Origin of the sequence: Pseudomonas sp. PA-1-3F, assembly GCF_021609665.1 — a bacterium.
GTDB lineage: Bacteria > Pseudomonadota > Gammaproteobacteria > Pseudomonadales > Pseudomonadaceae > Aquipseudomonas > Aquipseudomonas paracarnis.
On record NZ_WJZD01000017.1, the window covers coordinates 21,774 to 46,852 of the forward strand.

General features: G+C 57.6%; 20 protein-coding genes. 4 read left to right on the top strand and 16 right to left on the bottom strand.

Features of this window, described 5'->3' with window-relative positions; all coding sequences use genetic code 11:
* Window positions 1-11 precede the first annotated feature (11 nt).
* From GIV26_RS14040 to mtnA, 15 genes are all read right to left on the bottom strand, one after another.
* Entirely contained in the window at window positions 12-1,460 is a 1,449-nt protein-coding gene (locus GIV26_RS14040; protein ID WP_034126694.1) for a mannose-1-phosphate guanylyltransferase/mannose-6-phosphate isomerase, read from the bottom strand.
* Window positions 1,457-2,722 carry a UDP-N-acetyl-D-mannosamine dehydrogenase gene (gene wecC, locus GIV26_RS14045; RefSeq protein ID WP_034126693.1) on the bottom strand — a complete coding sequence of 422 codons (1,266 nt, stop codon included), beginning with the start codon at window positions 2,720-2,722 and terminating at the stop codon, window positions 1,457-1,459. Before wecC ends, GIV26_RS14040 begins: the two co-directional genes overlap by 4 nt.
* A gap of 2 nt (window positions 2,723-2,724) precedes the next feature.
* Complete coding sequence (wecB, locus tag GIV26_RS14050) at window positions 2,725-3,861, bottom strand: non-hydrolyzing UDP-N-acetylglucosamine 2-epimerase (protein ID WP_034126692.1); 1,137 nt, start codon at window positions 3,859-3,861, stop codon at window positions 2,725-2,727.
* A gap of 502 nt (window positions 3,862-4,363) precedes the next feature.
* The gene (locus GIV26_RS14055) at window positions 4,364-5,746 is read right to left on the bottom strand and encodes a Wzz/FepE/Etk N-terminal domain-containing protein (RefSeq protein ID WP_236281166.1); all 1,383 of its coding nucleotides are present in this window, start codon (window positions 5,744-5,746) and stop codon (window positions 4,364-4,366) included.
* Window positions 5,747-6,084: 338 nt separating this feature from the next.
* The gene (locus GIV26_RS14060; protein ID WP_236281168.1) at window positions 6,085-6,315 is read right to left on the bottom strand and encodes a lipopolysaccharide assembly protein LapA domain-containing protein; all 231 of its coding nucleotides are present in this window, start codon (window positions 6,313-6,315) and stop codon (window positions 6,085-6,087) included.
* 24 nt (window positions 6,316-6,339) lie between these two features.
* Window positions 6,340-6,636 carry an integration host factor subunit beta gene (gene ihfB, locus GIV26_RS14065; protein ID WP_003189779.1) on the bottom strand — a complete coding sequence of 99 codons (297 nt, stop codon included), beginning with the start codon at window positions 6,634-6,636 and terminating at the stop codon, window positions 6,340-6,342.
* A 130-nt stretch (window positions 6,637-6,766) separates the two neighbouring features.
* The gene (locus GIV26_RS14070; RefSeq protein WP_034126690.1) at window positions 6,767-7,051 is read right to left on the bottom strand and encodes a lipoprotein; all 285 of its coding nucleotides are present in this window, start codon (window positions 7,049-7,051) and stop codon (window positions 6,767-6,769) included.
* Window positions 7,052-7,211: 160 nt separating this feature from the next.
* Window positions 7,212-8,897 (bottom strand): 30S ribosomal protein S1, encoded by a 1,686-nt coding sequence (gene rpsA, locus GIV26_RS14075; protein ID WP_003189774.1) that lies wholly within the window; start codon window positions 8,895-8,897, stop codon window positions 7,212-7,214.
* Window positions 8,898-9,017: 120 nt separating this feature from the next.
* Window positions 9,018-9,707 carry a (d)CMP kinase gene (cmk, locus tag GIV26_RS14080; protein ID WP_003189772.1) on the bottom strand — a complete coding sequence of 230 codons (690 nt, stop codon included), beginning with the start codon at window positions 9,705-9,707 and terminating at the stop codon, window positions 9,018-9,020.
* On the bottom strand, window positions 9,704-11,914 hold the full coding sequence (locus GIV26_RS14085; RefSeq protein WP_236281217.1) for a bifunctional prephenate dehydrogenase/3-phosphoshikimate 1-carboxyvinyltransferase: 2,211 nt from the start codon (window positions 11,912-11,914) through the stop codon (window positions 9,704-9,706). The genes cmk and GIV26_RS14085 overlap by 4 nt, the downstream gene beginning before the upstream one ends.
* 28 nt (window positions 11,915-11,942) lie before the next feature.
* Window positions 11,943-13,055 carry a histidinol-phosphate transaminase gene (hisC, locus tag GIV26_RS14090; protein WP_057975720.1) on the bottom strand — a complete coding sequence of 371 codons (1,113 nt, stop codon included), beginning with the start codon at window positions 13,053-13,055 and terminating at the stop codon, window positions 11,943-11,945.
* Window positions 13,056-13,064: 9 nt separating this feature from the next.
* The gene (pheA, locus tag GIV26_RS14095) at window positions 13,065-14,159 is read right to left on the bottom strand and encodes a prephenate dehydratase (protein ID WP_032902668.1); all 1,095 of its coding nucleotides are present in this window, start codon (window positions 14,157-14,159) and stop codon (window positions 13,065-13,067) included.
* Window positions 14,159-15,244: a 3-phosphoserine/phosphohydroxythreonine transaminase gene (gene serC / locus GIV26_RS14100; RefSeq protein WP_034126687.1), complete on the bottom strand. Its 1,086-nt coding sequence runs from the start codon at window positions 15,242-15,244 to the stop codon at window positions 14,159-14,161. Before serC ends, pheA begins: the two co-directional genes overlap by 1 nt.
* 242 nt (window positions 15,245-15,486) lie before the next feature.
* Window positions 15,487-18,141 carry a DNA gyrase subunit A gene (gyrA, locus tag GIV26_RS14105; RefSeq protein ID WP_032892792.1) on the bottom strand — a complete coding sequence of 885 codons (2,655 nt, stop codon included), beginning with the start codon at window positions 18,139-18,141 and terminating at the stop codon, window positions 15,487-15,489.
* A gap of 424 nt (window positions 18,142-18,565) precedes the next feature.
* Window positions 18,566-19,636 carry an S-methyl-5-thioribose-1-phosphate isomerase gene (mtnA, locus tag GIV26_RS14110; protein WP_236281170.1) on the bottom strand — a complete coding sequence of 357 codons (1,071 nt, stop codon included), beginning with the start codon at window positions 19,634-19,636 and terminating at the stop codon, window positions 18,566-18,568.
* 109 nt (window positions 19,637-19,745) lie between these two features.
* Between mtnA and GIV26_RS14115 the strand changes: the two genes are divergently transcribed.
* The 4 genes from GIV26_RS14115 (at window position 19,746) to GIV26_RS14130 (ending at window position 23,434) form a co-directional block, all read left to right on the top strand.
* Window positions 19,746-21,077: a TRZ/ATZ family hydrolase gene (locus GIV26_RS14115; RefSeq protein WP_072446750.1), complete on the top strand. Its 1,332-nt coding sequence runs from the start codon at window positions 19,746-19,748 to the stop codon at window positions 21,075-21,077.
* 64 nt (window positions 21,078-21,141) lie between these two features.
* The gene (gene ubiG / locus GIV26_RS14120; protein WP_003189760.1) at window positions 21,142-21,840 is read left to right on the top strand and encodes a bifunctional 2-polyprenyl-6-hydroxyphenol methylase/3-demethylubiquinol 3-O-methyltransferase UbiG; all 699 of its coding nucleotides are present in this window, start codon (window positions 21,142-21,144) and stop codon (window positions 21,838-21,840) included.
* Window positions 21,841-21,844: 4 nt separating this feature from the next.
* Window positions 21,845-22,516, top strand: coding sequence for an N-acetylmuramic acid 6-phosphate phosphatase MupP (mupP, locus tag GIV26_RS14125; protein ID WP_034135125.1), 672 nt, complete (start codon window positions 21,845-21,847; stop codon window positions 22,514-22,516).
* A 177-nt stretch (window positions 22,517-22,693) separates the two neighbouring features.
* Complete coding sequence (locus tag GIV26_RS14130) at window positions 22,694-23,434, top strand: YciK family oxidoreductase (protein WP_236281172.1); 741 nt, start codon at window positions 22,694-22,696, stop codon at window positions 23,432-23,434.
* 119 nt (window positions 23,435-23,553) lie between these two features.
* On the opposite strand, the gene GIV26_RS14135 is transcribed toward GIV26_RS14130, so the two are convergent.
* The gene (locus GIV26_RS14135) at window positions 23,554-25,068 is read right to left on the bottom strand and encodes an ABC transporter substrate-binding protein (protein ID WP_054898619.1); all 1,515 of its coding nucleotides are present in this window, start codon (window positions 25,066-25,068) and stop codon (window positions 23,554-23,556) included.
* Window positions 25,069-25,079 lie beyond the last annotated feature (11 nt).

Sequence of the window (25,079 nt, forward strand, 5' to 3'; positions counted from 1 at the left end):
AAATTTAAACCCTAAACACGTCCATAAGTATCGTCAAATCGAACGATATCATCTTCGCCCAAATACGTTCCTGACTGCACTTCTATGATCTCAAGAGGAATAGTGCCGGGATTGGAAAGGCGATGAACATGGCCAATAGGGATATAAGTACTCTGATTTTCATTCAACTGAAAAACACGATCTTCACAGGTCACCTCTGCGGTGCCAGACACAACAATCCAATGCTCCGCCCGATGGTAATGCTTCTGCAAACTTAGCGTTGCTTTCGGCTTCACCAATATACGCTTCACCTGAAAGCGCGAGCCGGAATCTATGCTGTCGTACCAGCCCCAGGGTCGATGAACGCGGCGATGGAGCTTTGACTCTGGCCTGACCTTGACATTCAACGCTTCGACAATGGCCTTCACGCCCTGACTGCGGTCTTTATCCGCGACTAACACAGCATCAGGCGTTTCGACGATAACGATATTTTCAAGCCCCACGGCCGTTACTAAACGGTGAGAGGCGTAAACCAATGTATTAGAACTGGAATCTAATATTACATCCCCATGGGTAGCGTTCTGTTTTTCGTCCTTCTCACTCGAACGCCAAACAGCATCCCATGCCCCCAGGTCGGACCAACCGGCGTCCATCGTCAGCATTTTCAACGTCAGGCCGGCTGACGGCGTTTTCGCACAATGCTCGATCACAGCATAGTCAATCGACTCTGGCGGTATCAGGGAAAACGCGTCCAGTTGTGGTCGTATAAACCCGTTATCCTGGGCCCGGCCCTTCCAGGCGGCTTCAGTGGCATCGAAGATGTCTCTTCTGAACGCGCTCAGTGCTTTCAACCAGATTGACGCACGCAGCACGAAAATACCGCTATTCCAGAAATAGCTTCCATCTTCCAAGTATTTTTCTGCAGTTGACCGCCCAGGCTTTTCAACAAACGAATCCACCCTCTTGACGGCAGAGGGGTCTGCAGAATGGATATAACCATAACCCGTTTCAGGGCGATCAGGCTTGATGCCCAAGATTACAATGCTGCCGTCTTTTGCAACGTCTACAGCTTTACTGACCGTATCAGTAAAGGCTTGAATATCAAGAATCATTTGGTCGGCCGGGACCACAACCAGGACGGGGTCAACCTCCATCCCAACTTCATCGCGTGCATAGAGCGCCGCCAACGTAAGCGCAGGGGCTGTATTGCGTCCTACCGGCTCAAGAATGACAACAGCTTTAGAAACATTCATTTCCCGGATCTGATCTAGGCAAAGGAAGCGGTGCTCATCATTCGCAACGATGCAAGGCTGCAGTACCTCGACACCTTGCCCACCTACCTTCAAAACTCGATCAACAGCCTGCTGAAACAAAGTTTCCCGACCTGAAATAGCCAAAAACTGCTTTGGGTAGAGAGTTCGACTAAGAGGCCAAAGTCGGGTTCCCGCCCCCCCTGACATAATAACGGGTAGTATCTTCATACCAGCCAAATTCCACGTGTATCAACAATCTGGCGGCCTTGAAGAGCCGATGCGGGAATAGATTTAAATGGTTTGTGATCTACTAGTAACAATAGAACATCAGCACGAGAAATCGCTTCTTCTGCTGTGCAGAGTTCAGCATTTTTGAGCGAGCCAGGTAAAGAAAGAATATTAGGCTCCACGACTAAAATTTTCCCCGCGTGACGACTTGAAATATTGCGAGTAATTTCCAGAGCCGGGCTTTCGCGCAGATCATCAATATCGGGCTTGAATGCGAGACCGAAGCAAGCAATGACGACGTCTTTCTCAGACTTCTCTGAATGAAGCGAAAGATGATCAGCCACCGCAGCGTCGACCTTGTTCATAACCCACTGAGGTTTCGAATCATTAACCTCCCGCGCAGTCTTGATCAACCTGGCCTGGCCTTCTGCCTGACTTACAATGAACCAAGGATCAACAGCGATACAGTGCCCACCGACACCAGGCCCCGGCTGCAAGATATTGACACGAGGATGTCGATTGGCAAGCTTTATAAGCTCCCATACATCAACATCAAACTTATCGCATATCATAGACAATTCATTGGCAAACGCGATATTAACGTCGCGAAAGCTATTCTCAGTCAACTTGCACATCTCTGCAGTTCGAGCGTTTGTTATGATACATTCGCCCTCCACGAACAACTTATACAATCGTGCTGCGGCATCAGAGCACTTGGGAGTCATCCCACCAATGACACGATCATTTTGTACCAACTCACGTAACACATGACCAGGAAGCACCCGCTCCGGACAGTGCGCGATACGAATATCGGATGCTTCGCCATGAGTTTGAGGAAACGTCAAGTCGGGACGAGCTTCCGCCAACCATAAAGCCATCTTTTCAGTTGCACCGACAGGCGAAGTGGACTCGAGAATGACCAAGTCCCCGCTTTTAAGAACAGGTGCAATAGACTTACTTGCGGACTCAATATAGGAAAGATCCGGAGCGTGATCATCCTTGAAAGGAGTAGGCACAGCTATTAAAAAAGCATCGGCCGGCTCAGGGCTAGTACTAGCGCGGAGATAACCTTCAGTCACGGCGGCATGTACAACTATATCTAAATCAGGTTCAACAATATGAATTTTTCCGTCATTAATAGTATCGACAGCCTTCTGATTAACATCAACACCAACAACTTTCACCTTACGCGCAGCAAAAACGGCGGCGGTTGGCAGACCAATATAACCCAAACCGATGACAGAAACTGTGGAAAAACCCATATTTAAACCTTAATATCAAAATTGGCAAGAGCCGTGATAATACGCGCGCAAGCGTTACCATCACCATAAGGATTATGAGCAAAACTCATTTCCTGATAGGCGTTTTTATTCAAGAGAAGTTCACGCAGATGATGAGTTATTTCCTCTCTATTGGTCCCAACCAACCTGACTGTGCCCGCTTCAACTGCCTCGGGTCGCTCAGTCGTATCGCGCATGACCAAGACAGGCTTACCCAAGGATGGCGCTTCCTCTTGCACGCCACCAGAATCCGTCAAAATCAAGTACGAACGATTCATAAGATAGACGAACGGAAGGTAATCTAACGGCTCTATAAGGTGAACATTATCGATACCGGCCAATAAACGATTGACAGGCTCACGAACGTTTGGATTCAGATGAACAGGATATACGATTTCAACATCATCAAATTCATGCGCAATCGAAGCAAGCGAACTGCATATTCTTTCGAACCCATCACCAAAACTTTCACGGCGATGGCCAGTAACAAGAATAATGCGGCGCTGGTCGCGCAAAAATGAAAATTGCTCTGAAAATTTCTGTTTAAGCTGATCATCAGATTCCAGCTTCTGCACGACCTCAAGTAGTGCATCAATAACGGTATTGCCTGTCACGTACACGGAACTAGATGCTATCCCTTCACGGAGGAGATTCTGCTGCGATCTTTCGGTCGGAGCAAAATGGAGACATGCCAGGGCTCCCGTCAGCTTTCGGTTGGCTTCTTCTGGCCAAGGAGAATAAAGATTACCTGTCCGCAGACCGGCCTCAATATGACCCACAGGAATCTGCTTATAGTAAGCTGCCAAAGTAGTTGCAAATGTGGTTGCAGTATCACCATGCACCAGTACAATATCAGGCTTATAATTATGAAATACTTCCTTCATCCCTTGAAGAATGCAAGTCGTCACATCAGTAAGATCCTGACCACTCTTCATAATAGCGAGATCAAAATCAGGTTCGAGTTTAAACAACTCTAACACTTGATCCAGCATTTCACGGTGCTGCCCCGTGACGCAGATCTTAGCGTCAAAACGCTCATCTGCGCGCAACGCCAGAGCTAAGGGAGCCATTTTTATAGCTTCCGGTCGCGTACCGAAAACACTCAAAATCTTTAAAGTCATTACCGATGATTCCATATCATAATTTAGTCAGAGAATAAGCTCGAAACTGGCGATCTGAGCATGTTCCTGCCAAACCTACCGGTTATACTGTTCAGGCCATGGCCGCTTCTGCTCGGCAGCATAACATTAACAAGCGTACTGACGACATAACGTCTCTCTTCGAGCAAGCCCATTTCGCACGCCCTCGCAATTCCAGCCATCGGAAACTGGCCGCCGCCTTACCCTCAAAGCTCAAACAAACCCGCGCTCAACCAGTTATATCGATCGCCGCAAGGGCTTTCTGTGAGCAACCAAGCCTCTGACCTACACCATAACGACCTTGGTTACCCCCATGGGATCATTCGCCTATTAGCGATAGTGCCCTCCAGCCAGGCCCAAACCTACGTAGAGAACACACACATCACCCCGAGCCCCAGCCAACGCCTCTCAGTCCGACGTGATCAGCTAGCCAGCGTTCCCTAACACATAAAAAAGTGAGGCCAAACGCCTCACGAATAGCGGATCATTTCGCCAGCAAACTATTACCGCTCCGTGAACGCTGACCGGATAAATCCCCTTCTGCACGAGGGTCAGAACTAGCAATAGAGGTAGAATCAACCCTTCCGTTATGCGCGATAATTTTGCCTCCCTGTATTGCCTGCCTGGCGAGCGCAATACATATCGCAAGCACCCCGCCCAGGAGCAAGCCAAGCAGAAGCACCAGCGGCCGATTCGGGCTCGCTGGCGCCAACGGCTCAAGTGCCTGCTGATCGACACTCACCAACTTCAGCTTGGTCATGTCAATATTTAGACTGCTTAGTCGAGACATCTCAGCTCGCAGCGGCTGAACCCCAGCAAGAAAAATTTCTTCATTTTTCCGAGCTTTCAGCACCTCAACTTCTCGATTGGATGCCAATAGCTGAATTTCTTTGGCAATCTGAGCGATACGCGGCTCAGTAAATTCATCCGACACCCGACTTCTTAACTGAGCGAGCTCTGCCTTTAGCGCATCCACCCCCATAAAATATAGAGGCGTTTGCTGGTTATTGATCTCTGTTCGCATTACGCTACCGGCTACAGCACTCCCCGACTCACCCAATGAAGAGGGTGTAGTAGGTTTTTGGATGCCTAAGGATTTGGCTATACCAATTGCCTCATTCAACTGAGCGATTCGATCATTACGAAGCGTTTTCAACTGGGCACGAAGCGCCCTTAACTCATCCTGAAGCTGCGCAAGCCTCAATGAGTCAGCCTCCTGCAACGAGGCTATTTTGGCAGTTTTTTCAATATCATAACCCGAGCGAGCGGCTTCAAGCTTACCCTTCAACTCGCTAAGACGGTTATTGACAATTACCTCCAAGTCGGCAGCAACTTTTTTACGCTCACTGGCGATGGCATAATCGACAAAACCATTAAGAATAGCGACCCCATCAACGCCTTTAGGATAGGTCATTTCAAGTTTTACATAAGCGCTCAGCAAATTCTTCTTTTCAGGCTCTGGAAGAATCAACCGAATAGAGTTTCGGTTGAAATCTTCAAAACTTTGCTCAAGCGTTTGACCCGGACGCACAAATTTTTCGAACAACTTGGGGTTGGCCCTAAAGAAAGCCAATCGAGCATCGTAAGAATCCAGCGCTGCGCCGACCCGGAGTAGAGCTTCGGAGGGTGGCAACTGATAAATCTCAGAGCGATTGAGCGCATCCAACTCATTGATGGCAGCCGGCCGCAGCACAGAACTGACTTTATATTCAGGAGTCGCGAGGAAAGCATAAGCAGCTGCTATTAGCACACAGCTTAAGGTCACCAGAGCCAGCAGCTTTTTTTGCTGCCAAACAGATTGAAACATCGCGACAAGGTCGATCCCGTCGGATATAGGTGCTGGGGGAATACGGAGGCTACTACTCACAACAAAAACCTGCCTTCAAAGAGAAACTGCGGGCTCGTTATGCAGACAAAATTGCGTTTTTTTATTCTAATTGGGTGACCGCCAAAACCCAGCGTCTCTGCCAAATTTTGAGCGCACAAAATGCCTGTTATCGAGAACAGATTCCATTCTGCCATCTCTTCGACATATTACAAGTCTTGACATGTATGTAGGGCGATTCTGAATTTTCCAATAGAACTGTCGCAACCAACGGGGGATAGGTCGCTACGCAGCTCAAAGCGCTCGATATGATAAGGTTTCTGACAAACGGTCACCAACACCGCTGATCCCCATCACAACTGCCAACCAAGACTTAAACCTTAAGCCACCGCCTTACCCCGACGCCTACGCACAACCACCCCCAACACCGGCCCAATAATCATCCCCAAAATCAAAGCCACCACCACAAACACCGCCACCGGCATCTGCGCAGTACTCCACCCCAGGAACGACAGTGCCACACCCTGCTGGTTCTCCAGCACAAACGCCAGAACCACCAAAGCCGCAAGCACTGCAATCAACACCGCAACAACGCGCTTAACCCCACGCATACTCTTCTCCTTCCCCAAAAACACTCAGACGCCTTCTTCCTCTTCTTCGTTCACCCGATCGCGCAATTCCTTGCCCGGTTTGAAGTGGGGAACGAATTTGCCGTCAAGGCTGACGGATTGGCCGGTTTTTGGGTTGCGGCCTACGCGCGGTGCGCGGTAGTGCAGGGAGAAGCTGCCGAAGCCGCGGATTTCGATGCGATCTCCGGTGGCCAGGCATTGGGACATTTGCTCAAGCATGGTCTTGATAGCCAGCTCCACATCCTTGGATGAGAGCAGCCCTTGATGGGTGACAATTCGTTCGATCAACTCCGACTTCGTCATATTTTTCCCTTCTTTTTCAAGCAGCTAGGAAAAGCGCTCCGAAGGTTTTAGCATGAGTTGATGAATTTGAACAGCCCATGTGTCAACTTATGTGGGGCTGAATAAACACGCTCAGCGAGCGGTCAACCCCTTACTTACAGATCACCAACATGGTCCGCGTCACCGCGCCAGCAGGGTTCCAGCCGAACAGGTAGTCGCCCTCTTCGTCCTCCGCATCACTGGAGCGGGTAATGACCTTATAGCCCTGCATCTTGCACTCACGGGCGGCGCGTTTTTCGCATTTTTCCCACTTGTTACCCAGGCCAGAGCAGTCGATCTCGATGCCGCTGACGCCACGCTTGGCGTGGGTCTTGGCGCTGGTAGAGGAGCAGCCTGCAAGCGCCAGCAAAGCGAATACTACGATAATTCTGTTCATTCAAACCCTTATTGAGTCAGCAACGCGAAATAGCCGTTTTTAAAACTATAGTCAGTTCTGACATTGGGCTGAACACCTTCGTTCAGTGCAGTTGCCTCATCAAATTTCAGGCACAAAAAAGGGCGACCGAGGTCGCCCTTTTTCTACAGCTTTACAGAACTTAGTTCTGCTTAGCCATTGCCTGGCGCAGCAGTGCCGCCATGGTGGTGTCAGCAGCAGCTTCCGGAGCAGCTTCTTTCAGGCTCTGGATAGCTTCTTTCTCTTCCACTTCGTCTTTCGACTTGATGGAGAGCTGAATCACGCGGCTCTTGCGGTCAACGCTGATGATCTTGGCTTCTACTTCCTGGCCTTCTTTCAGAACGTTGCGCGCGTCTTCAACGCGGTCACGGCTGATTTCGGAGGCTTTCAGAGTCGCTTCGATATCGTCGGCCAGAACGATGATGGCGCCTTTGGCGTCAACTTCTTTCACAGTGCCTTTAACGATGGCGCCTTTGTCGTTCTCTTGAACGTACTCGGAGAACGGATCGCTTTCCAGTTGCTTGATACCCAGGGAGATGCGCTCGCGCTCTGGGTCAACCGACAGGATAACGGTGTCCAGCTCGTCGCCCTTCTTGAAACGACGAACAGCTTCTTCGCCAACTTCGTTCCAGGAGATGTCGGACAGGTGAACCAGGCCGTCGATGCCGCCGTCCAGACCAATGAAGATACCGAAATCGGTGATCGACTTGATGGTGCCGGAGATTTTATCGCCCTTGTTGAACTGGCCAGAGAAATCTTCCCATGGGTTAGATTTGCACTGCTTGATGCCCAGGGAGATACGACGACGCTCTTCGTCGATGTCCAGAACCATAACTTCCACTTCGTCGCCGACTTGTACGACTTTCGAAGGGTGGATGTTCTTGTTGGTCCAGTCCATTTCGGAAACGTGTACCAGGCCTTCCACGCCTTCTTCCAGCTCTGCGAAGCAGCCGTAGTCGGTCAGGTTGGTAACACGCGCGGTTACGCGAGTGCTTTCTGGGTAACGAGCCTTGATAGCAACCCATGGATCTTCGCCCAGCTGCTTCAAGCCCAGGGAAACGCGGTTACGCTCACGATCGTACTTCAGAACCTTGACATCGATCTCGTCGCCAACGTTGACGATTTCGGAAGGATGCTTGATACGCTTCCAAGCCATGTCGGTAATGTGCAGCAGGCCATCGACGCCACCCAGATCGACGAATGCGCCGTAATCGGTGAGGTTCTTGACGATACCTTTGACTTGTTGGCCTTCCTGCAGGGATTCCAGCAGAGCTTCACGCTCGGCGGAGTTCTCTGCTTCCAGCACGCTGCGACGGGAAACGACAACGTTGTTGCGCTTCTGGTCGAGCTTGATGACTTTGAATTCGAGTTCTTTGCCTTCCAGGTGCGTGGTGTCGCGCACTGGACGAACGTCGACCAAAGAACCTGGCAGGAACGCACGGATGCCGTTAACGTCGACAGTGAAGCCGCCTTTAACCTTACCGTTGATAACGCCCTTGACCACTTCTTCAGCTGCGAAGGCTGCTTCGAGAACAATCCAGCATTCAGCGCGCTTGGCTTTTTCACGGGACAGCTTGGTTTCACCGAAACCGTCTTCAACCGAGTCCAGAGCAACGTGAACTTCGTCACCGACATTGATAGTCAGGTCACCAGCATCGTTGTAGAACTGTTCCAGCGGGATCAGAGCTTCAGACTTCAGACCAGCGTGAACGGTTACCCAGCGAGCTTGGTAATCGATATCAACGATAACACCGGTGATGATGGAGCCTGCCTGAAGGTTCAGGGTTTTTAGGCTTTCTTCAAAGAGTTCCGCAAAGCTTTCGCTCATTTTAATTCCTGTTGATAAGGGCGAAGAATACGCCCATCTCCACACCCCAGACGGTGTGGGTCAGTTTCAGTTAAAAGAAGCCACCGCAGGACTATGACTGGTCCCCTGCGGCCTTCTTGATCACCCGGCGATATCGCGAATGGCGATTTCACTCATGATGCGTTCCAGCACCTGCTCGATGGACAGCTCCGTGGAATCCAGCTGTATGGCGTCAGCCGCCGGTTTGAGCGGGGCTACCGCACGCTGGGTATCACGCTCATCGCGTGCACGGATCTCATCTAGCAGACTCGACAGACTAACACCATCGACTTTGCCCTTCAACTGCAAGTAACGGCGGCGTGCCCGCTCCTCGGCGCTGGCGGTCAGGAAAATCTTCAGCGGCGCCTCGGGAAACACCACCGTGCCCATGTCGCGGCCATCGGCCACCAGGCCCGGCGCCTCCTGGAATGCGCGCTGGCGCTGCAGCAGCGCCTCGCGCACGGCGGGCAGCGCAGCCACTTGGGAGGCGCCCGCGCCGATACTCTCAGTGCGAATCACATCGCTGACTTCATCACCTTCCAGAATGATGCGCTGCAACTGACCCTCGGTCGCCGCAATGAACTGCACATCCAGATGGGCGGCAAGCTTCGTCAGCAATTCTTCGTTGGTCAGGTCAACACCATGGTTGTGCGCAGCAAACGCCAGCAGGCGGTACAGCGCGCCAGAATCCAGCAGGCACCAACCCAGGCGCTTGGCCAGAATGCCAGCGATTGTGCCTTTGCCCGAGCCACTAGGCCCGTCGATGGTAATCACCGGTGCTTTGATATTCACAATTGAGCCTCTTGGGCAACACGGATGCCGACTTGGGCACACAGTGTCAGAAAGTTCGGAAAAGACGTAGCAACATTGGCGCAGTCAAGGATACGAATAGGCGCCATCGCCCGCAGGGAAGCCACACTGAACGCCATGGCAATCCGGTGATCGCCATGGGCATGCACTTCACCGCCGCCCATCGGGCCACCGTCAATGATAATCCCATCAGGCGTGGGTTCACACTTCACGCCCAGGGCCAACAGACCGTCGGCCATCACCTGGATACGGTCGGACTCCTTGAGCCGCAACTCCTCGGCACCGCGCAAAACGGTGCGACCTTGAGCGCAGACTGCGGCAATAAACAGCACAGGGAACTCATCAATCGCCAACGGCACCAGGGCCTCTGGAATTTCGATGCCCTTGAGCGCGGCGGCACGCACACGTAGATCCGCAACCGGCTCGCCGCCCACCTCGCGCTGATTTTCGAGGGCGATATCAGCCCCCATCAGCCGCAGGATATCGATTACCCCGGTGCGGGTCGGGTTGATACCGACATGCTCCAGCAGCAGCTCGGAGCCCTCGGCAATCGAGGCCGCCACCAGGAAAAACGCCGAAGACGAAATATCCCCCGGCACTTCAATACGCGTAGCGGTCAACCCATGCCCCGACGCCAGCGACGCCGTCGCGCCCTGCACCGCCACCGGGTAACCAAAGCCGCGCAGCATGCGCTCGGTGTGGTCGCGGGTCGGTGCGGGCTCGGTCACCGAGGTTTTACCCTCCGCGTACAACCCCGCCAACAACAGGCAGGATTTCACCTGGGCACTGGCCATGGGCAGTACATAGTTCAAGCCTTTGAGCGACTGCCCACCACGAATGCTCAGTGGCGGACGCCCGTCCGGCCCCGTCTCGATGATTGCGCCCATTTCCCGCAGCGGCTTGGCTACGCGGTTCATCGGGCGCTTGGACAGCGAGGCATCGCCGGTCAGCACGCTGTCAAAGCTCTGCGCCGCCAATACACCGGCCAACAGGCGCATCGATGTGCCGGAATTACCCACATAGATCGGCCCCGGCGCAGCCTTCAGGCCATGCAGGCCGACACCGTGAATGGTCACGCGCCCATGGTGCGGGCCCTCGATCACCACGCCCATGTCGCGAAAGGCCTGCAAGGTCGCCAGGGCATCTTCACCCTCAAGGAAGCCCTCCACCTCGGTCACACCTTCGGCCAACGACCCCAGCATGATCGAGCGATGAGAGATCGACTTGTCACCCGGCACGCGTATGCGCCCGCTCAAGCGGCCACCCGGGCTGGCGATGAAGGTCAAGTCATCGGTGCTCACTGCGGTTTCCATGTAGGCCCGGCGCGCGAGGATCTTGCTGAAATGTTCACGCGCCACCCGCGCACGGGTGAACACGCCCAGCAGTTGATGGCCGTCTCCCGCATCCACCGCGTCGCGCAAGGCGTCGAGGTCACTGCGGAAGGTGTCCAGAGTGCGCAACACCGCTTCGCGATTGGCGAGGAAGATGTCGTGCCACATCACCGGATCGCTGCCGGCAATCCGCGTGAAATCGCGGAAGCCGCCGGCGGCGTAGCGGAAAATCTCGAGGTTCTCGTTGCGCTTGGCCAGCGAATCCACCAGGCCAAATGCCAACAGATGCGGCAAGTGGCTGGTCGCTGCCAACACTTCGTCGTGACGCTCGACCTGCATATGCTCCACATCCGCGCCCAGCTCGCGCCAAAGACGATCCACCACTGCCAACGCCGTGGGATCGGTTTGCGCAAGCGGCGTCAGGATGACCTTATGCCGACGGAACAACTGCGCATTGGATGCCTCCACCCCGCTCTGCTCGGAGCCAGCAATGGGATGGCCCGGTACAAAGCGCGGCGGCATCCCACCAAACGCCAATCGTGCCGCACGCACCACGTTGCCTTTGGCGCTGCCCACATCGGTAAGGATCGCTTGCCCGAGGTCCATGCCTGCCAGTACCGCCAGCAATTTCTCCATGGCCAGGATCGGCACGGCAAGCTGGATCACATCCGCGCCCTGGCACGCAACGGCCAGGTCCGCCTCACAGCGGTCCACCACCCCCAACTCCACCGCCAACGTGCGCGACTGCGGGTCGAGGTCCACGCCCACCACTTCGCCACACAGCCCACTTTCACGCAGGCCCTTGGCGAAGGAGCCACCGATCAACCCCAGGCCGACCACCACCAGGCGACCGATCATAGGCACAGCAGGTTGCAATGCAGTGACATCAACCACGGGCCAGAACCTTGGCCAACGCCTCAAGGAAGCGGCTGTTCTCAGCCGGCAGACCGATGGTGATACGCAGATGGTTCGGCATGCCGTAGTTGGCCACCGGGCGCACGATCACGCCCTCGCGCAGCAAGCCCTGGAACACCGGCGCAGCCACCTGGCCGAGGTCGACGCAGATGAAGTTGCCCTTGGACGGAATCCAGCCCAGGCCCAGCTCACGAAAGCCTTCCTGCAATTGCAGCATGCCGCTTTCGTTGAGACGACGGCCTTCTTCCAGGTATTCGGCATCCTTCACCGCCGCACAGGCGGCCGCCAGGGCCAGGCTGTTAACGTTGAACGGCTGGCGCACGCGGTTCAGCACATCGGCGACCACGGGCGTGGACAAGCCATAACCGACCCGCAACGACGCCAGGCCATAAGCCTTGGAGAACGTACGCGACACCAGCAGGTTCGGGTAGGCCGCGAGGAAATCCAGGCCATCGGGCAGGTCGCTGCCTTCGGCGTACTCGATGTAGGCTTCGTCCAGCACGACCAGCACATGCCCCGGCACGTCCTGCAGGAATTCGTTCAGTGCCTGCTCGTCAAACCAGGTGCCGGTCGGGTTGTTCGGGTTGGCTATAAACACCACGCGAGTCTGGGCATCGATGGCCGCCAGCATCGCCGGCAAGTCATGGCCCCAGTCCTTGGCAGGAATCACGCGAGCATCCGCCCCCACCGCCTGAGTCACGATCGGGTAGACCGCAAACGCGTGCTCGCTGAACACCGCATTCAAGCCTGGCGCCAAGTAAGCACGGGCGACCAGCTCAAGGATGTCGTTGGAGCCATTGCCCAGGGTCACCTGGTTCAGCTCGACCCGGCACTTGTCCGCCAGCAAAGACTTGAGCGCAAAACCGTTGCCATCGGGATAACGGGTCAGTTCGGCCAGCTCTTCACGAATCGCCGCCAACACTTTTGGGCTCGGGCCCAGCGGGTTTTCGTTACTCGCCAGCTTGACGATTTTGGACGGGTCCAGATTCAACTCGCGGGCCAGTTCGTCCACAGGCTTGCCTGGAACGTAAGGCGAGAGTTGTTGCACGCCCGGCTGCGCCAGGGCGAGGAAGTTGCCACTCATGTCAAAGCCTCACAAAACCGCTTTCGGGTAAGAGCCCAGCACCTTGAGTGCCACGGCTTCCTGACTGATTTTCTCCAGCACGCCCTTGACCAGAGGGTCGCGGTGATGGCCCATGAAGTCGATAAAGAATACGTAGGTCCACTTACCGCTGCGCGAAGGACGAGTCTCGATGCGCGTCAGGTCAATCCCGTTGTCGTGGAACGGCACCAGCAGCTCATGCAGCGCGCCGGGCTTGTTGCTCATGGAGACGATGATCGAGGTCTTGTCGTCGCCGGTGGGCGGCACTTCCTGGCTGCCGATCATCAAAAAGCGCGTGGAGTTATCCGGGCGATCTTCGATCTTTTCGGCCAGGCGCGTCAGGCCGTACAGGCCGGCAGCCATATCGCCGGCAATCGCCGCCGAGTTCCACTCACCCTTGACCCGCTTGGCCGCCTCGGCGTTGCTGGACACCGCAACGCGCTCTACATTCGGGTAATGGGCGTCCAACCACTTGCGGCACTGGGCCAGGGACTGGGCGTGGGAATAGATACGGCTGATGCTGTCGGTCTTGGTGTTTTCACCCACCAGCAGGTGGTGGTGGATACGCAGCTCCACCTCACCGCAGATGACCATGTCGTGCTCAAGGAAGCTGTCCAGCGTGTGGTTGACCGCGCCTTCGGTGGAGTTTTCCACCGGCACCACGCCAAAATTCACCGCACCGGCCGCGACTTCACGGAAGACTTCGTCGATGGCCGCCATCGGCTTGCTGATCACCGCATGGCCGAAGTGCTTCATGGCTGCCGCCTGGGTGAAGGTGCCTTCAGGGCCGAGGTAAGCCACTTTCAGCGGCTGCTCCAGCGCCAGGCACGAGGACATAATTTCACGGAACAATCGCGCCATCTCTTCGTTGCCCAACGGGCCCTTGTTGCGTTCCATCACACGCTTGAGCACCTGGGCTTCACGCTCGGGCCGGTAGAACACCGGCACTTCGCCTTCCGCCAGGGACGCCATTTTCACCCGGGCCACTTCCTGGGCGCAGCGCGCGCGCTCACTGATCAGTTCCAGGACCTTCTCGTCCAGACTGTCAATGCGTACGCGCAGGGCCTTGAGTTCTTGCTCAGACATTAGCCGTGTTCCTTCTCGAACTCTGCCATGTAGGCAACCAGCGCATTGATGGCGTGGATGTCAACGGCGTTATAAATGGAGGCGCGCATGCCACCCACCGAGCGGTGGCCCTTGAGGTTCAGCAGGCCGCGCGCGTCGGCGCCGGCCAGGAACGGCTTGTCCAGGCGGTCGTCGGCCAGGCGGAACGGCACGTTCATCCACGAGCGGTCGCTGAGGTTGATCGGGTTGCTGTACAGGCCGCTGGCGTCGATAAAGTCGTACAGGACGCGCTTCTTCTCTTCGTTGAGCTTGCCCATGGCCGCCACGCCGCCCTGCTCCTTGAGCCATTCGAACACCAGGCCCGACAGGTACCAGGCAAACGCCGGCGGGGTGTTGTACATCGAGCCGTTATCGGCCGCGACCTTGTAGTTGAGCATGGTCGGGCACACCGAGCGGGCGCGGCCCAGCAGGTCTTCGCGGATGATATTGACCAGGATGCCGCTCGGGCCGATGTTCTTCTGCGCGCCGGCGTAGATCATGCCGTACTTGGACACGTCGATCGGGCGCGAGAGGATGTCCGAGGACATGTCGCACACCAGCGGAACGTCACCGACTTGCGGCACCCAATCAAATTCCAGGCCACCGATGGTTTCGTTCGCGACGTAGTGAACGTAGGCCGCGTCCTTGGTCAGCTTCCACTCGTTCTGACCGGGAATGGCGAAGTAGTCGTAGGGCTTGGCGGTGCCTGCCACATTGACATGCCCGTAGCGCGAGGCTTCTTCGATAGCCTTCTGACCCCAGATACCGGTGTCGATATAGTCGGCAGTCCCGCCTTCTGGCAGCAGGTTCAGCGGTAACTGGGCGAACTGCTGGCTCGCGCCGCCTTGCAGGAACAACACTTTGTAGTCGGAGGGGATGTCCAGCAAGTCGCGCAGATCCTGCTCGGCCTTGGTGGCGATGGACACAAACTCATCGCTGCGATGGCTCATTTCCATCACGGAGAGGCCTTTTCCATGCCAGTCGAGGAGTTCACCCTGCGCACGCTGCAGGACTGCTTCAGGAAGCGCCGCGGGACCGGCACAGAAGTTATAGGCTCTCTTGCTCACATCCAATCTCACTCTGATCTGGTGGGGCTGCAATCATGTCAGCAACGCCCTCGTTCTGGAGCGGACATCTGTGGGAGCTGGCTTGCCTGCGATAGCAGCGCCGCGGTATCACTGAATGACCGAGGCGCCTGTATCGCAGGCAAGCCAGCTCCCACATGGACCGCGTCCAGGCAAAGGGCGCTGTATTTCATACGGGACAAACAACAAGGGGGCGAATCTTCATCCGCCCCCTGTGTGTCCGCTTACTCCTGCGGTTCTTCTTCGTCTGCGGCAGCGTCGAGGGTTGGCTCGTCAACGTTGTCATCGCCAGCTGCGATCACCTCGCCTTCAAATTCCTCACCTTCGAGCTCTTCACCTTCGACTTCCGAAGGCTCCTGCACACGCTCCAGGCCGACCAGTTTTTCGTCCTTGGCCAGCTTGATCAGGGTCACGCCCTGGGTGTTACGGCCCAGGCTCGACACTTCCGCCACACGGGTACGCACCAAGGTGCCCTGGTCGGAAATCAGCATGATCTCCTCGCCATCGAGCACCTGCACCGCGCCGACCAGACGGCCGTTGCGGTCGTTGCTGACCATGGCGATCACGCCCTGGCCGCCACGCTTGTACTCCGGGAACTCACTGATGGCGGTACGCTTGCCATAACCACGCTCGGAAGCGGTGAGGATCTGGCTGCCTTCTTCCGGGATCAGCATGGAAATCAGCTTCTGCCCTTCCGGCAGGCGCATGCCGCGTACACCGCGGGCGGTACGGCCCATGGCTCGTACGTCGGATTCCTTGAAGCGTGTGACCTTGCCGCCATCGGAGAACAGCATGACTTCGCGCTCGCCATCGGTGATGGCTGCGGAAATCAGCACGTCGCCTTCGTCCAGTTCCAAGGCGATCAGGCCCACGCTGCGTTGACGGCTGAAGGATTCCAGCGGGGTCTTCTTCACGGTGCCTTTGGCGGTGGCCATGAAGATGAAGTGACCTTCGGTGTATTCCTCGACCGGCAGCATGGTGGTGATGTATTCGTCACTGTCCAGCGGCAGCAGGTTGACCAACGGACGACCACGGGCAGCGCGGGAGGCTTCCGGGATTTCGTAAGTCTTGAGCCAGTACACCTTGCCCTTGCTGGAGAACAGCAGCAGCGTGGTGTGGCTGTTGGCGACCAGCAGATGAGCGATGTAGTCCTCATCCTTCACGCCGGTAGCCGATTTACCTTTACCGCCACGACGCTGGGCCTGATAAGCAGCCAGCGGCTGGGTCTTGGCATAGCCGCCGTGGGAGATGGTCACCACGCGCTCTTCTTCCGGGATCATGTCACCCAGGGTCAGGTCCAGGCGCGCATCGAGGATTTCGGTGCGGCGCACGTCGCCGTATTCGGCGCGGATCACTTCCAGTTCTTCGCGGATCACTTCCATCAGGCGCACGGCGCTGCTGAGGATGCGGATCAACTCGCCGATCTGGTTGAGGATCTCCTGATACTCGGCCAGCAGCTTCTCGTGCTCCAGGCCAGTCAGGCGGTGCAGGCGCAGTTCCAGGATGGCCTGGGCCTGTTCTGGCGACAGGAAGTACTTGCCTTCACGCAGACCGTATTGCGGGTCCAGGGTCTCGGGGCGGCACGAGTCGGCGCCAGCGCGCTCAACCATCGCGACCACGGCGCTGGATTCCCAAGGTGTGCTGATCAGCGCTTCCTTGGCTTCCGACGGGGTTGGCGAGGCCTTGATCAGGGCGATCACCGGGTCGATGTTCGACAACGCAACCGCCTGGCCTTCCAGGATATGGCCGCGCTCGCGGGCCTTGCGCAGTTCGAACACGGTACGGCGGGTCACTACTTCGCGACGGTGACGCACGAAGGCTTCCAGCAGGTCCTTGAGGTTCAGGATGCGCGGGCGGCCGTCGATCAGGGCAACCACGTTGATACCAAACACGCTTTGCAGCTGGGTCTGGGCGTAGAGGTTGTTGAGGATCACCTCGGGCACTTCGCCGCGGCGCAGCTCGATGACCACGCGCATACCGTCCTTGTCGGACTCGTCGCGCAGCTCGGTGATGCCTTCCAGCTTCTTCTCTTTAACCAGCTCGGCGATCTTCTCGATCAGGCGTGCCTTGTTCAGCTGGTAAGGGAGTTCGGTGATGACGATCTGCTGGCGGCCACCGACCTTGTCGATGTCTTCGATCATCGAGCGGGCACGCATGTAAATGCGCCCGCGGCCAGTGCGGTAGGCTTCGATGATGCCGGCGCGACCGTTGATGATCGCGGCGGTCGGGAAGTCCGGGCCCGGGATGTATTGCATCAGCTCATCGACGGTCAGCTCAGGGTTGTCGATAAGGGCCAGGCAACCGTCGATGACTTCACCGAGGTTGTGCGGCGGGATGTTGGTGGCCATGCCCACGGCGATACCGCTGGAACCGTTGACCAGCAGGTTGGGAATCTTGGTGGGCATGACAGCCGGGATCATTTCGGTGCCGTCGTAGTTCGGCACCCAGTCCACGGTTTCTTTATGCAGGTCGGCCAGCAGCTCGTGCGCCAGCTTGGTCATGCGCACTTCGGTGTATCGCATGGCCGCGGCGTTGTCGCCGTCCACCGAACCGAAGTTGCCCTGGCCGTCTACCAGCAGGTAGCGCAGGGAAAACGGCTGCGCCATCCGAACGATGGTGTCGTACACCGCAGTGTCGCCGTGAGGGTGATACTTACCGATCACGTCACCGACAACACGGGCAGATTTCTTGTACGGCTTGTTCCAGTCGTTACCCAGCTCGCTCATCGCGAACAGCACACGCCGGTGCACGGGCTTCAAGCCATCGCGCGCATCAGGCAGTGCCCGACCGACAATTACGCTCATCGCGTAGTCGAGGTAGGACTGTTTCAGCTCGTCTTCGATATTGACCGGGAGGATTTCTTTGGCCAGTTCGCCCATGAGAAGCCTGATTCCTTTTTCGGGTGAAACCTCGTCACATCCATTCGGGACGAACGAAGCTCGCCGCTGCCGGCACGGTGCCTGACAACGACTTACGACAAATCAACGAGTTATGACACGGATCTGCACGTTATAGGCAACCCCTCGGGGCAGCCCTGGAAACCGCCGGATGTTATCACAATCGCCGCCACGCACCTATCCCCCTGATGCGCATGGAGGCTAGTAATTTGACGGATGACAGGCTTGAAGGGGACGAGAGGGGCTCAGAGGCGCGATGGTGCTTTTTTGCGAGGGTGGAATGCAGACGTTTTGTTGACTTCAAGGGCCGATCGCAGGCAAGCCAGCTCCCACCTTTGATTTGTGAATACAGTTAAAGGTGGGAGCTGGCTTGCCTGCGATGGCGCCCCCACAGGCACCCACATACTCAATGCAGCCGCTTACGACACATCAACTTGGCCAGTTTTGCGGTATCTGGCCGCTCGACAATGCCTTTTTCGGTGACGATCACGTCAATCAGGTCCGCAGGCGTCACATCAAATACAGGGTTGAGCGCCGCGATATCCAACCGCTGCCCATCAACCTCAAGCAACTCACCCATATCGCGCTGCTCCAGCGCAACATCCTCCCCCGTAGCCATCATCAAATCGAGGGTCGAACTTGACGCCACCACCATAAAGCGCACGCCATGGTGCATGGCACAGACGGCCAGTTGATAAGTGCCGATCTTGCTGACCACATCGCCATTGGCCGCAATACAGTCAGCACCCACCACCACCCAGGTCACGCCTTTGGTCTTGAGGATATGCGCCCCGGCGGAGTCGGCATTCACCGCCACCGGGATGCCCTGGCCCGCCAACTCCCACGCCGTCAGACGCGAGCCTTGCAGCCATGGGCGGGTTTCATTGACATAGACCTGCTCGACCAACCCCTCCAGATACGCCGCGTGAATCACCCCGAGGGCTGTGCCAACGCCGCCGGAAGCCAACGCGCCGGCATTGCCATGGGTAAGGATCGCCTGGGCATTGCCCTGATGCTTGCGAATCCGCTCCATACCCAACTGGGCCATGACCACATTGGCTTCCCGATCACTCTCATGGATCGCGACGGCTTCGGCCTCCAACACCACCAGCGGGTCGGCGTCCTGCTTGAGGTGATCCAGGCGGTCGCGCATGCGCTGCAAGGCCCAGAACAAATTCGATGCGGTCGGCCGGGTGTGGGCCAGCAAGGCGTAGTCTTCTTCCCACGCGGCCTGCCAGTCACCGCCCTCGGCGATGCGCTCGCGGGCGGCGAGCACCAAGCCATAGGCAGCGCAGATGCCGATGGCCGGTGCGCCCCGCACCACCATGGTGCGAATGGCGTCAGCCACCGCTTCAACGGTACCGCAGGCCACCCAGTGCTCCCGGGACGGCAAAACACGCTGGTCGAGCAGGTGCAGCGCGCCATCACGCCATTCGATGGCCTTCACGTTCTCTGCAGCCAACAGTCGGTCGCGCATCCCTTACCCCGCACTCATGAACAAAAGCCGCCGATTATAGCGATCCGCCAGCCGGGACGCTCGGGTATACTTCGCCCTTCTTTTATAGCTGCCTGGGAAGAAGCCTGCGATGACCTCCACTGCCGCCCCGCTCGACTTGTTGCTGCTGCCGACCTGGCTGGTACCCGTCGAGCCCGCTGGGGTGGTGCTCAAGGAGCACGGCCTGGGTATCCGCGATGGCTGCATTGCCTTTATCGGGCCACGGGACGCGGCGTTGAAGCTGGCGGCGCAAGAGGTGCGTGAACTGCCCGGCATGCTGCTCAGCCCCGGCCTGGTCAATGCACACGGCCATGCAGCCATGAGCCTGTTCCGCGGCCTGGCCGACGATTTGCCACTGATGACCTGGCTGGAAAAGCACATCTGGCCCGCCGAAGCCAAGTGGGTCGATGAAGCGTTCGTGCGTGACGGTACCAACCTGGCCATTGCCGAGCAGATCAAGGGCGGCATCACCTGCTTCTCGGACATGTATTTCTACCCCAAGGTCGCCAGTGACTGCGTGCACAACAGCGGTATGCGTGCGCAGATCGCACTGCCGATCCTCGACTTCCCGATCCCCGGCGCCAGCAGTGCCGACGAGGCGATTCGCCAGGGTATCGAGCTGTTCGGCGACCTCAAGCACCACCCGCGCATCAAAATCACCTTCGGCCCCCACGCGCCCTACACCGTGTGCGATGCCAACCTGGAAAAGATCCGGGTGATCGCCGAAGAGCTGGACGCCGTGATCCATATGCACGTTCACGAAACTGCCTTTGAAGTGCAGCAAGCCGTCGAGCAGACCGGCGAGCGGCCATTGGCGCGCCTGGCTCGCCTTGGCCTGCTGGGCCCGCGCTTTCAGGCCGTGCACATGACCCAAATCAGCGAAGACGACCTGGCTTTACTGGTAGAAAGCAACACCAGCGTCATTCACTGCCCGGAATCGAACCTGAAACTGGCCAGCGGCTTTTGCCCGGTGGAGCGCTTGTGGCAGGCTGGCGTCAACGTGGCCATCGGCACCGACGGCGCTGCCAGCAACAATGACTTGGATTTGCTCGGCGAAACCCGCACGGCGGCGATGCTGGCCAAGGCCGTGGCCGGCTCGGCCACTGCGCTGGATGCCCACCGCGCCCTGCGCATGGCCACACTCAACGGCGCCAGGGCGATGGGCCTGGACAGCCAGATTGGCTCCCTGGAAGTCGGCAAGGCGGCAGACATCGTCGCTTTTGATCTTTCCGGGCTGGCGCAACAACCGATCTACGATCCGGTCTCACAGCTTATATATGCCACCGGGCGCGATTGCGTGAAACACCTTTGGGTTGCCGGCAAGCCATTGCTCGACGACCGGCAATTGACCCGCATGGATGAACAACAGTTGACCGCCACGGCCATTGCCTGGGGCCAACGCATCAGCGGGCACAGCGAATAACGACGCGGCTGAAGCCTTGGGTTCAGCCGCGACACACCGACTTATCAGATTCAGAGGATTCACCATGAGCAACGTCGATCACGCCGAAATCGCCAAGTTTGAAGCCCTGGCTCACCGCTGGTGGGACCGCGAGAGCGAATTCAAACCCCTGCACGATATCAACCCACTGCGGGTCAACTGGATTGACGAGCGCGTCAACCTGGCCGGCAAGAAGGTGCTGGACGTCGGTTGCGGCGGCGGCATCCTCAGCGAAGCCATGGCCCAGCGCGGCGCCACCGTCATGGGCATCGACATGGGTGAAGCGCCGCTGGCCGTGGCCCAGTTGCACCAGCTCGAATCCGGCGTGAGCGTGGAGTACCGCCAGATCACCGCCGAAGCCCTGGCCGAAGAAATGCCCGAGCAGTTCGACGTGGTCACCTGCCTGGAAATGCTCGAACACGTGCCAGACCCGTCCTCGGTGATCCGCGCGTGCTTCCGTATGGTCAAGCCCGGCGGCCAGGTGTTCTTCTCCACCATCAACCGCAACCCCAAGGCTTACCTGTTCGCGATCATCGGCGCCGAATACATCATGAAGCTGCTGCCGCGTGGCACCCATGATTTCAAGAAATTCATTCGCCCTTCCGAGCTGGGTGCGTGGAGCCGCCAGGCCGGGCTGACCGTCAAGGACATCATCGGCCTGACCTACAACCCGCTGACCAAGCACTACAAGCTGGCCAACGACGTTGACGTCAACTACATGATCCAGACCCTGCGCGAGGAGTAAGCCTGTGAAGTTGCGAGCGGTTCTCTTCGACATGGACGGTACCCTGCTGGATACCGCGCCGGACTTTATCGCCATCTGCCAGGCCATGCGCGCCGACCGAGGCCTGGAACCGATCAACCCGCAGCACATCCGCGATGAAATCTCCGGCGGTGCCCGGGCGATGGTTGCCGTGACCTTCTCGATGGATCCTGAATCCCCAGGCTTTGAAGAGCTGCGCCAGGAATTCCTGGAGCGCTACCTCAAGGACTGCGCGGTGCACAGCAAACTGTTCGACGGCATGGCCGAACTGCTGGAAGACATCGAGAAAGCCAAGCTGATCTGGGGCGTGGTCACCAACAAGCCGGTGCGCTTTGCCGAACCGATCATGCAGCGCCTGGGCCTGGCCGAACGCTCGGCCGTGCTGATCTGCCCGGACCATGTGAAAAACAGCAAGCCGGACCCGGAGCCGATGATCCTGGCGTGCAAAATGCTCGACCTGGACCCGGCCAGCGTGCTGTTCGTGGGCGATGACCTGCGCGACATCGAATCCGGCCGCGACGCGGGTACGCGCACGGCGGCGGTCACCTATGGCTATATCCACCCGGATGACAACCCCCGCCACTGGGGCGCGGATGTGGTGGTGGATCACCCGCTGGAATTGCGCAAGGTGCTGGATAACGCGCTGTGCAGTTGCTGATTGTTCGAAGATCTCAACAACGCTGAGATCAATGTGGGAGCTGGCTTGCCTGCGATAGCGGCCTGCCAGCCAGCACATCTGGCGGCAGTTAGTCCGCCATCGCAGGCAAGCCAGCCCCCACAGGAAATGGATTCCACTTCAAGTGGTGTATCACCTTGAATTTTGTCGAGGCTATTTATGTTTGATTACTCTGCACCGCCAGAACTGCTCAAAGGCCGGACCATCCTGGTAACCGGCGCCGGTCGCGGGATTGGCGCGGCAGCGGCGAAGACCTATGCCGCCCATGGCGCCACCGTGCTGTTGCTGGGCAAGACCGAAGCCAACCTGGCCCAGGTGTATGACGAGATCGAAGCCGCGGGCCACCCACAGCCGGTGGTAATCCCGTTCAACCTGGAGACCGCCCTGCCCCATCAATACGATGAGCTGGCAGCGATGATCGAAAAGGCATTCGGCCACCTCGACGGCCTGTTGCACAACGCCTCGATCATCGGCCCACGCACGCCCATCGAGCAGTTGTCCGGCGAGAATTTCATGCGGGTGATGCACGTCAACGTCAACGCGATGTTCATGCTGACCAGCACTTTGCTGCCGCTGCTCAAACTGTCCCAGGACGCGTCGGTGTTGTTCACCTCCAGCAGTGTCGGGCGCAAGGGCCGTGCTTATTGGGGTGCCTATGGCGTGTCCAAGTTCGCCACCGAGGGGCTGATGCAAACCCTGGCCGATGAGCTGGAAGATGTGGCCGCAGTGCGCGCCAACAGCATCAACCCGGGCGGCACCCGCACCAGCATGCGCGCCCAGGCGTACCCAGGGGAAAACCCGATGGAAAGGCCGGCGCCGGAAGAGATCATGCCGGTGTACCTGTACCTGATGGGACCCGACAGTGCCGGCATCAATGGCCAGGCCTTCGATGCGCAATAAGCCCTGACACACCGCAAAACAAAGGTGGGAGCTGGCTTGCCTGCGATAGCGGTGGTGAATATTCCATCGCCATCGCAGGCAAGCCAGCTCCCACATTGCGTTGTGGTGTAGTTAAAAACTCAATTTTTGACCACTTCCTCAAGGGTGAAGCGCCCCAACGGGTTCTGCAGGAAGTTGCTTATGTTCTTGCGTGAGATGTTGATGTACGGGCTGTAGTACAGGTCAATCCAGTTCACATCCTGCTTGGCCAGCTTCTGCAACTCCACATACATTTGCTCACGCTTGGCCGGGTCTGCCTCGATCCGCGCGGCCGCCACCAATGCCTTGACCTGGTCGTTCTTGTAGCGGGTCATGTAGTTCTGGTTGGTGTCGTGGCCCAGTACGAAGGTGGTTTTCTGGTCAGGGTCGAGGATATCGTTGGTCCAGTACATCACCGAAATATCGTATTCACCGTCCACCAGCATCTGCCAGCTTTGGGTGGGGTCGACTTTCTGCAGGTTGGCGGTCACGCCGACCTTGGCTAGCTGGTCCTTGATGATCACCGCGATCTGCTCGTCGGCCTCGTTGCCGGCGTTGACTACGTAGTTGAGCTTCAAGTCCTGGGCACCCGCAGCGGCCAGCAGCTTCTTGGCTTCGGCCGGGTCGTACGGGCGTTGCAGGTTGTTGGCGTAGTGGTACAGCGAGCCCTTTGGAATGTAGGAATAAGCCACGGTGCCTTGACCGTAAGTGACGGCTTTGACCAGCGATTGCTTGTCGATGGCCATGTCCAGGGCCTGGCGCACTTGCGGCTTGGCCAACAAGCCGTGCTCGTGGTTGATCAACAGGTGATCTTCACGGGTGGACGGGTCGGCGTGGATCACCACGTTCTGGTCTTTCTTCAGCTCTTCCACGCGGGAGAACGGTACAAAGATCGCCGTGTCGAGTTCGTTGTTCTGCACCATGCGCATGCGCGTGTTGTCATCGGTCACCGACACCCATTCCACGCCGTCCAGGCTCACGCTGCCGGCCTGCCAGAAATTCGGGTTTTTCTTCAGGATCACGCGGTCGCCCTTGCGCCACTCGTCCACGGTAAACGCGCCGGACGTCACCGGGTTTTCCGAGTAGGCGTCTTCGCCCATCTTGGTCATGGCTTTTTCCGACAGGATCGACACCGTTGGCGACGCCAGTTGCGAGAGGAAGGCCACAGCCGGGGTTTTCAGGGTGACCACCAGAGTCTTGGCATCGCTGGCCGTGGCGGTGTTGATCAGGCTGAACGGGTCGCTCCACAACGAGGCCTTGTTGTCGCGGATGCGCAGCAGGCTGAACGCGGCGTCGGCGGCAGTGATCGGCGAGCCGTCAGAGAACTTCGCCTCGCGCAGCTTGAAGGTGTAGGTCAGGCCATCCTTGGAAATGTCCCAGCTTTCGGCGAGGCCCGGTTCCATCTTGGTGCCCAGGTTATCCACGCGCACCAGGGTGTCGTAGACGTTGGCGAATACCCAGGTGTCGCGGTTTTGCGCGCTTTTGATCGGGTCGAAAGTGGTGCTGTCTTCACGGCAGCCGATGGTGAGCACACCGGCGGCATGGGCCAGGCCGGCGGTCAGCGACCAGGCCGTGAGGGTAGCGGCGGCGAGCAATTTCAAGTGGCGCGAGTGCATATCACAACTCC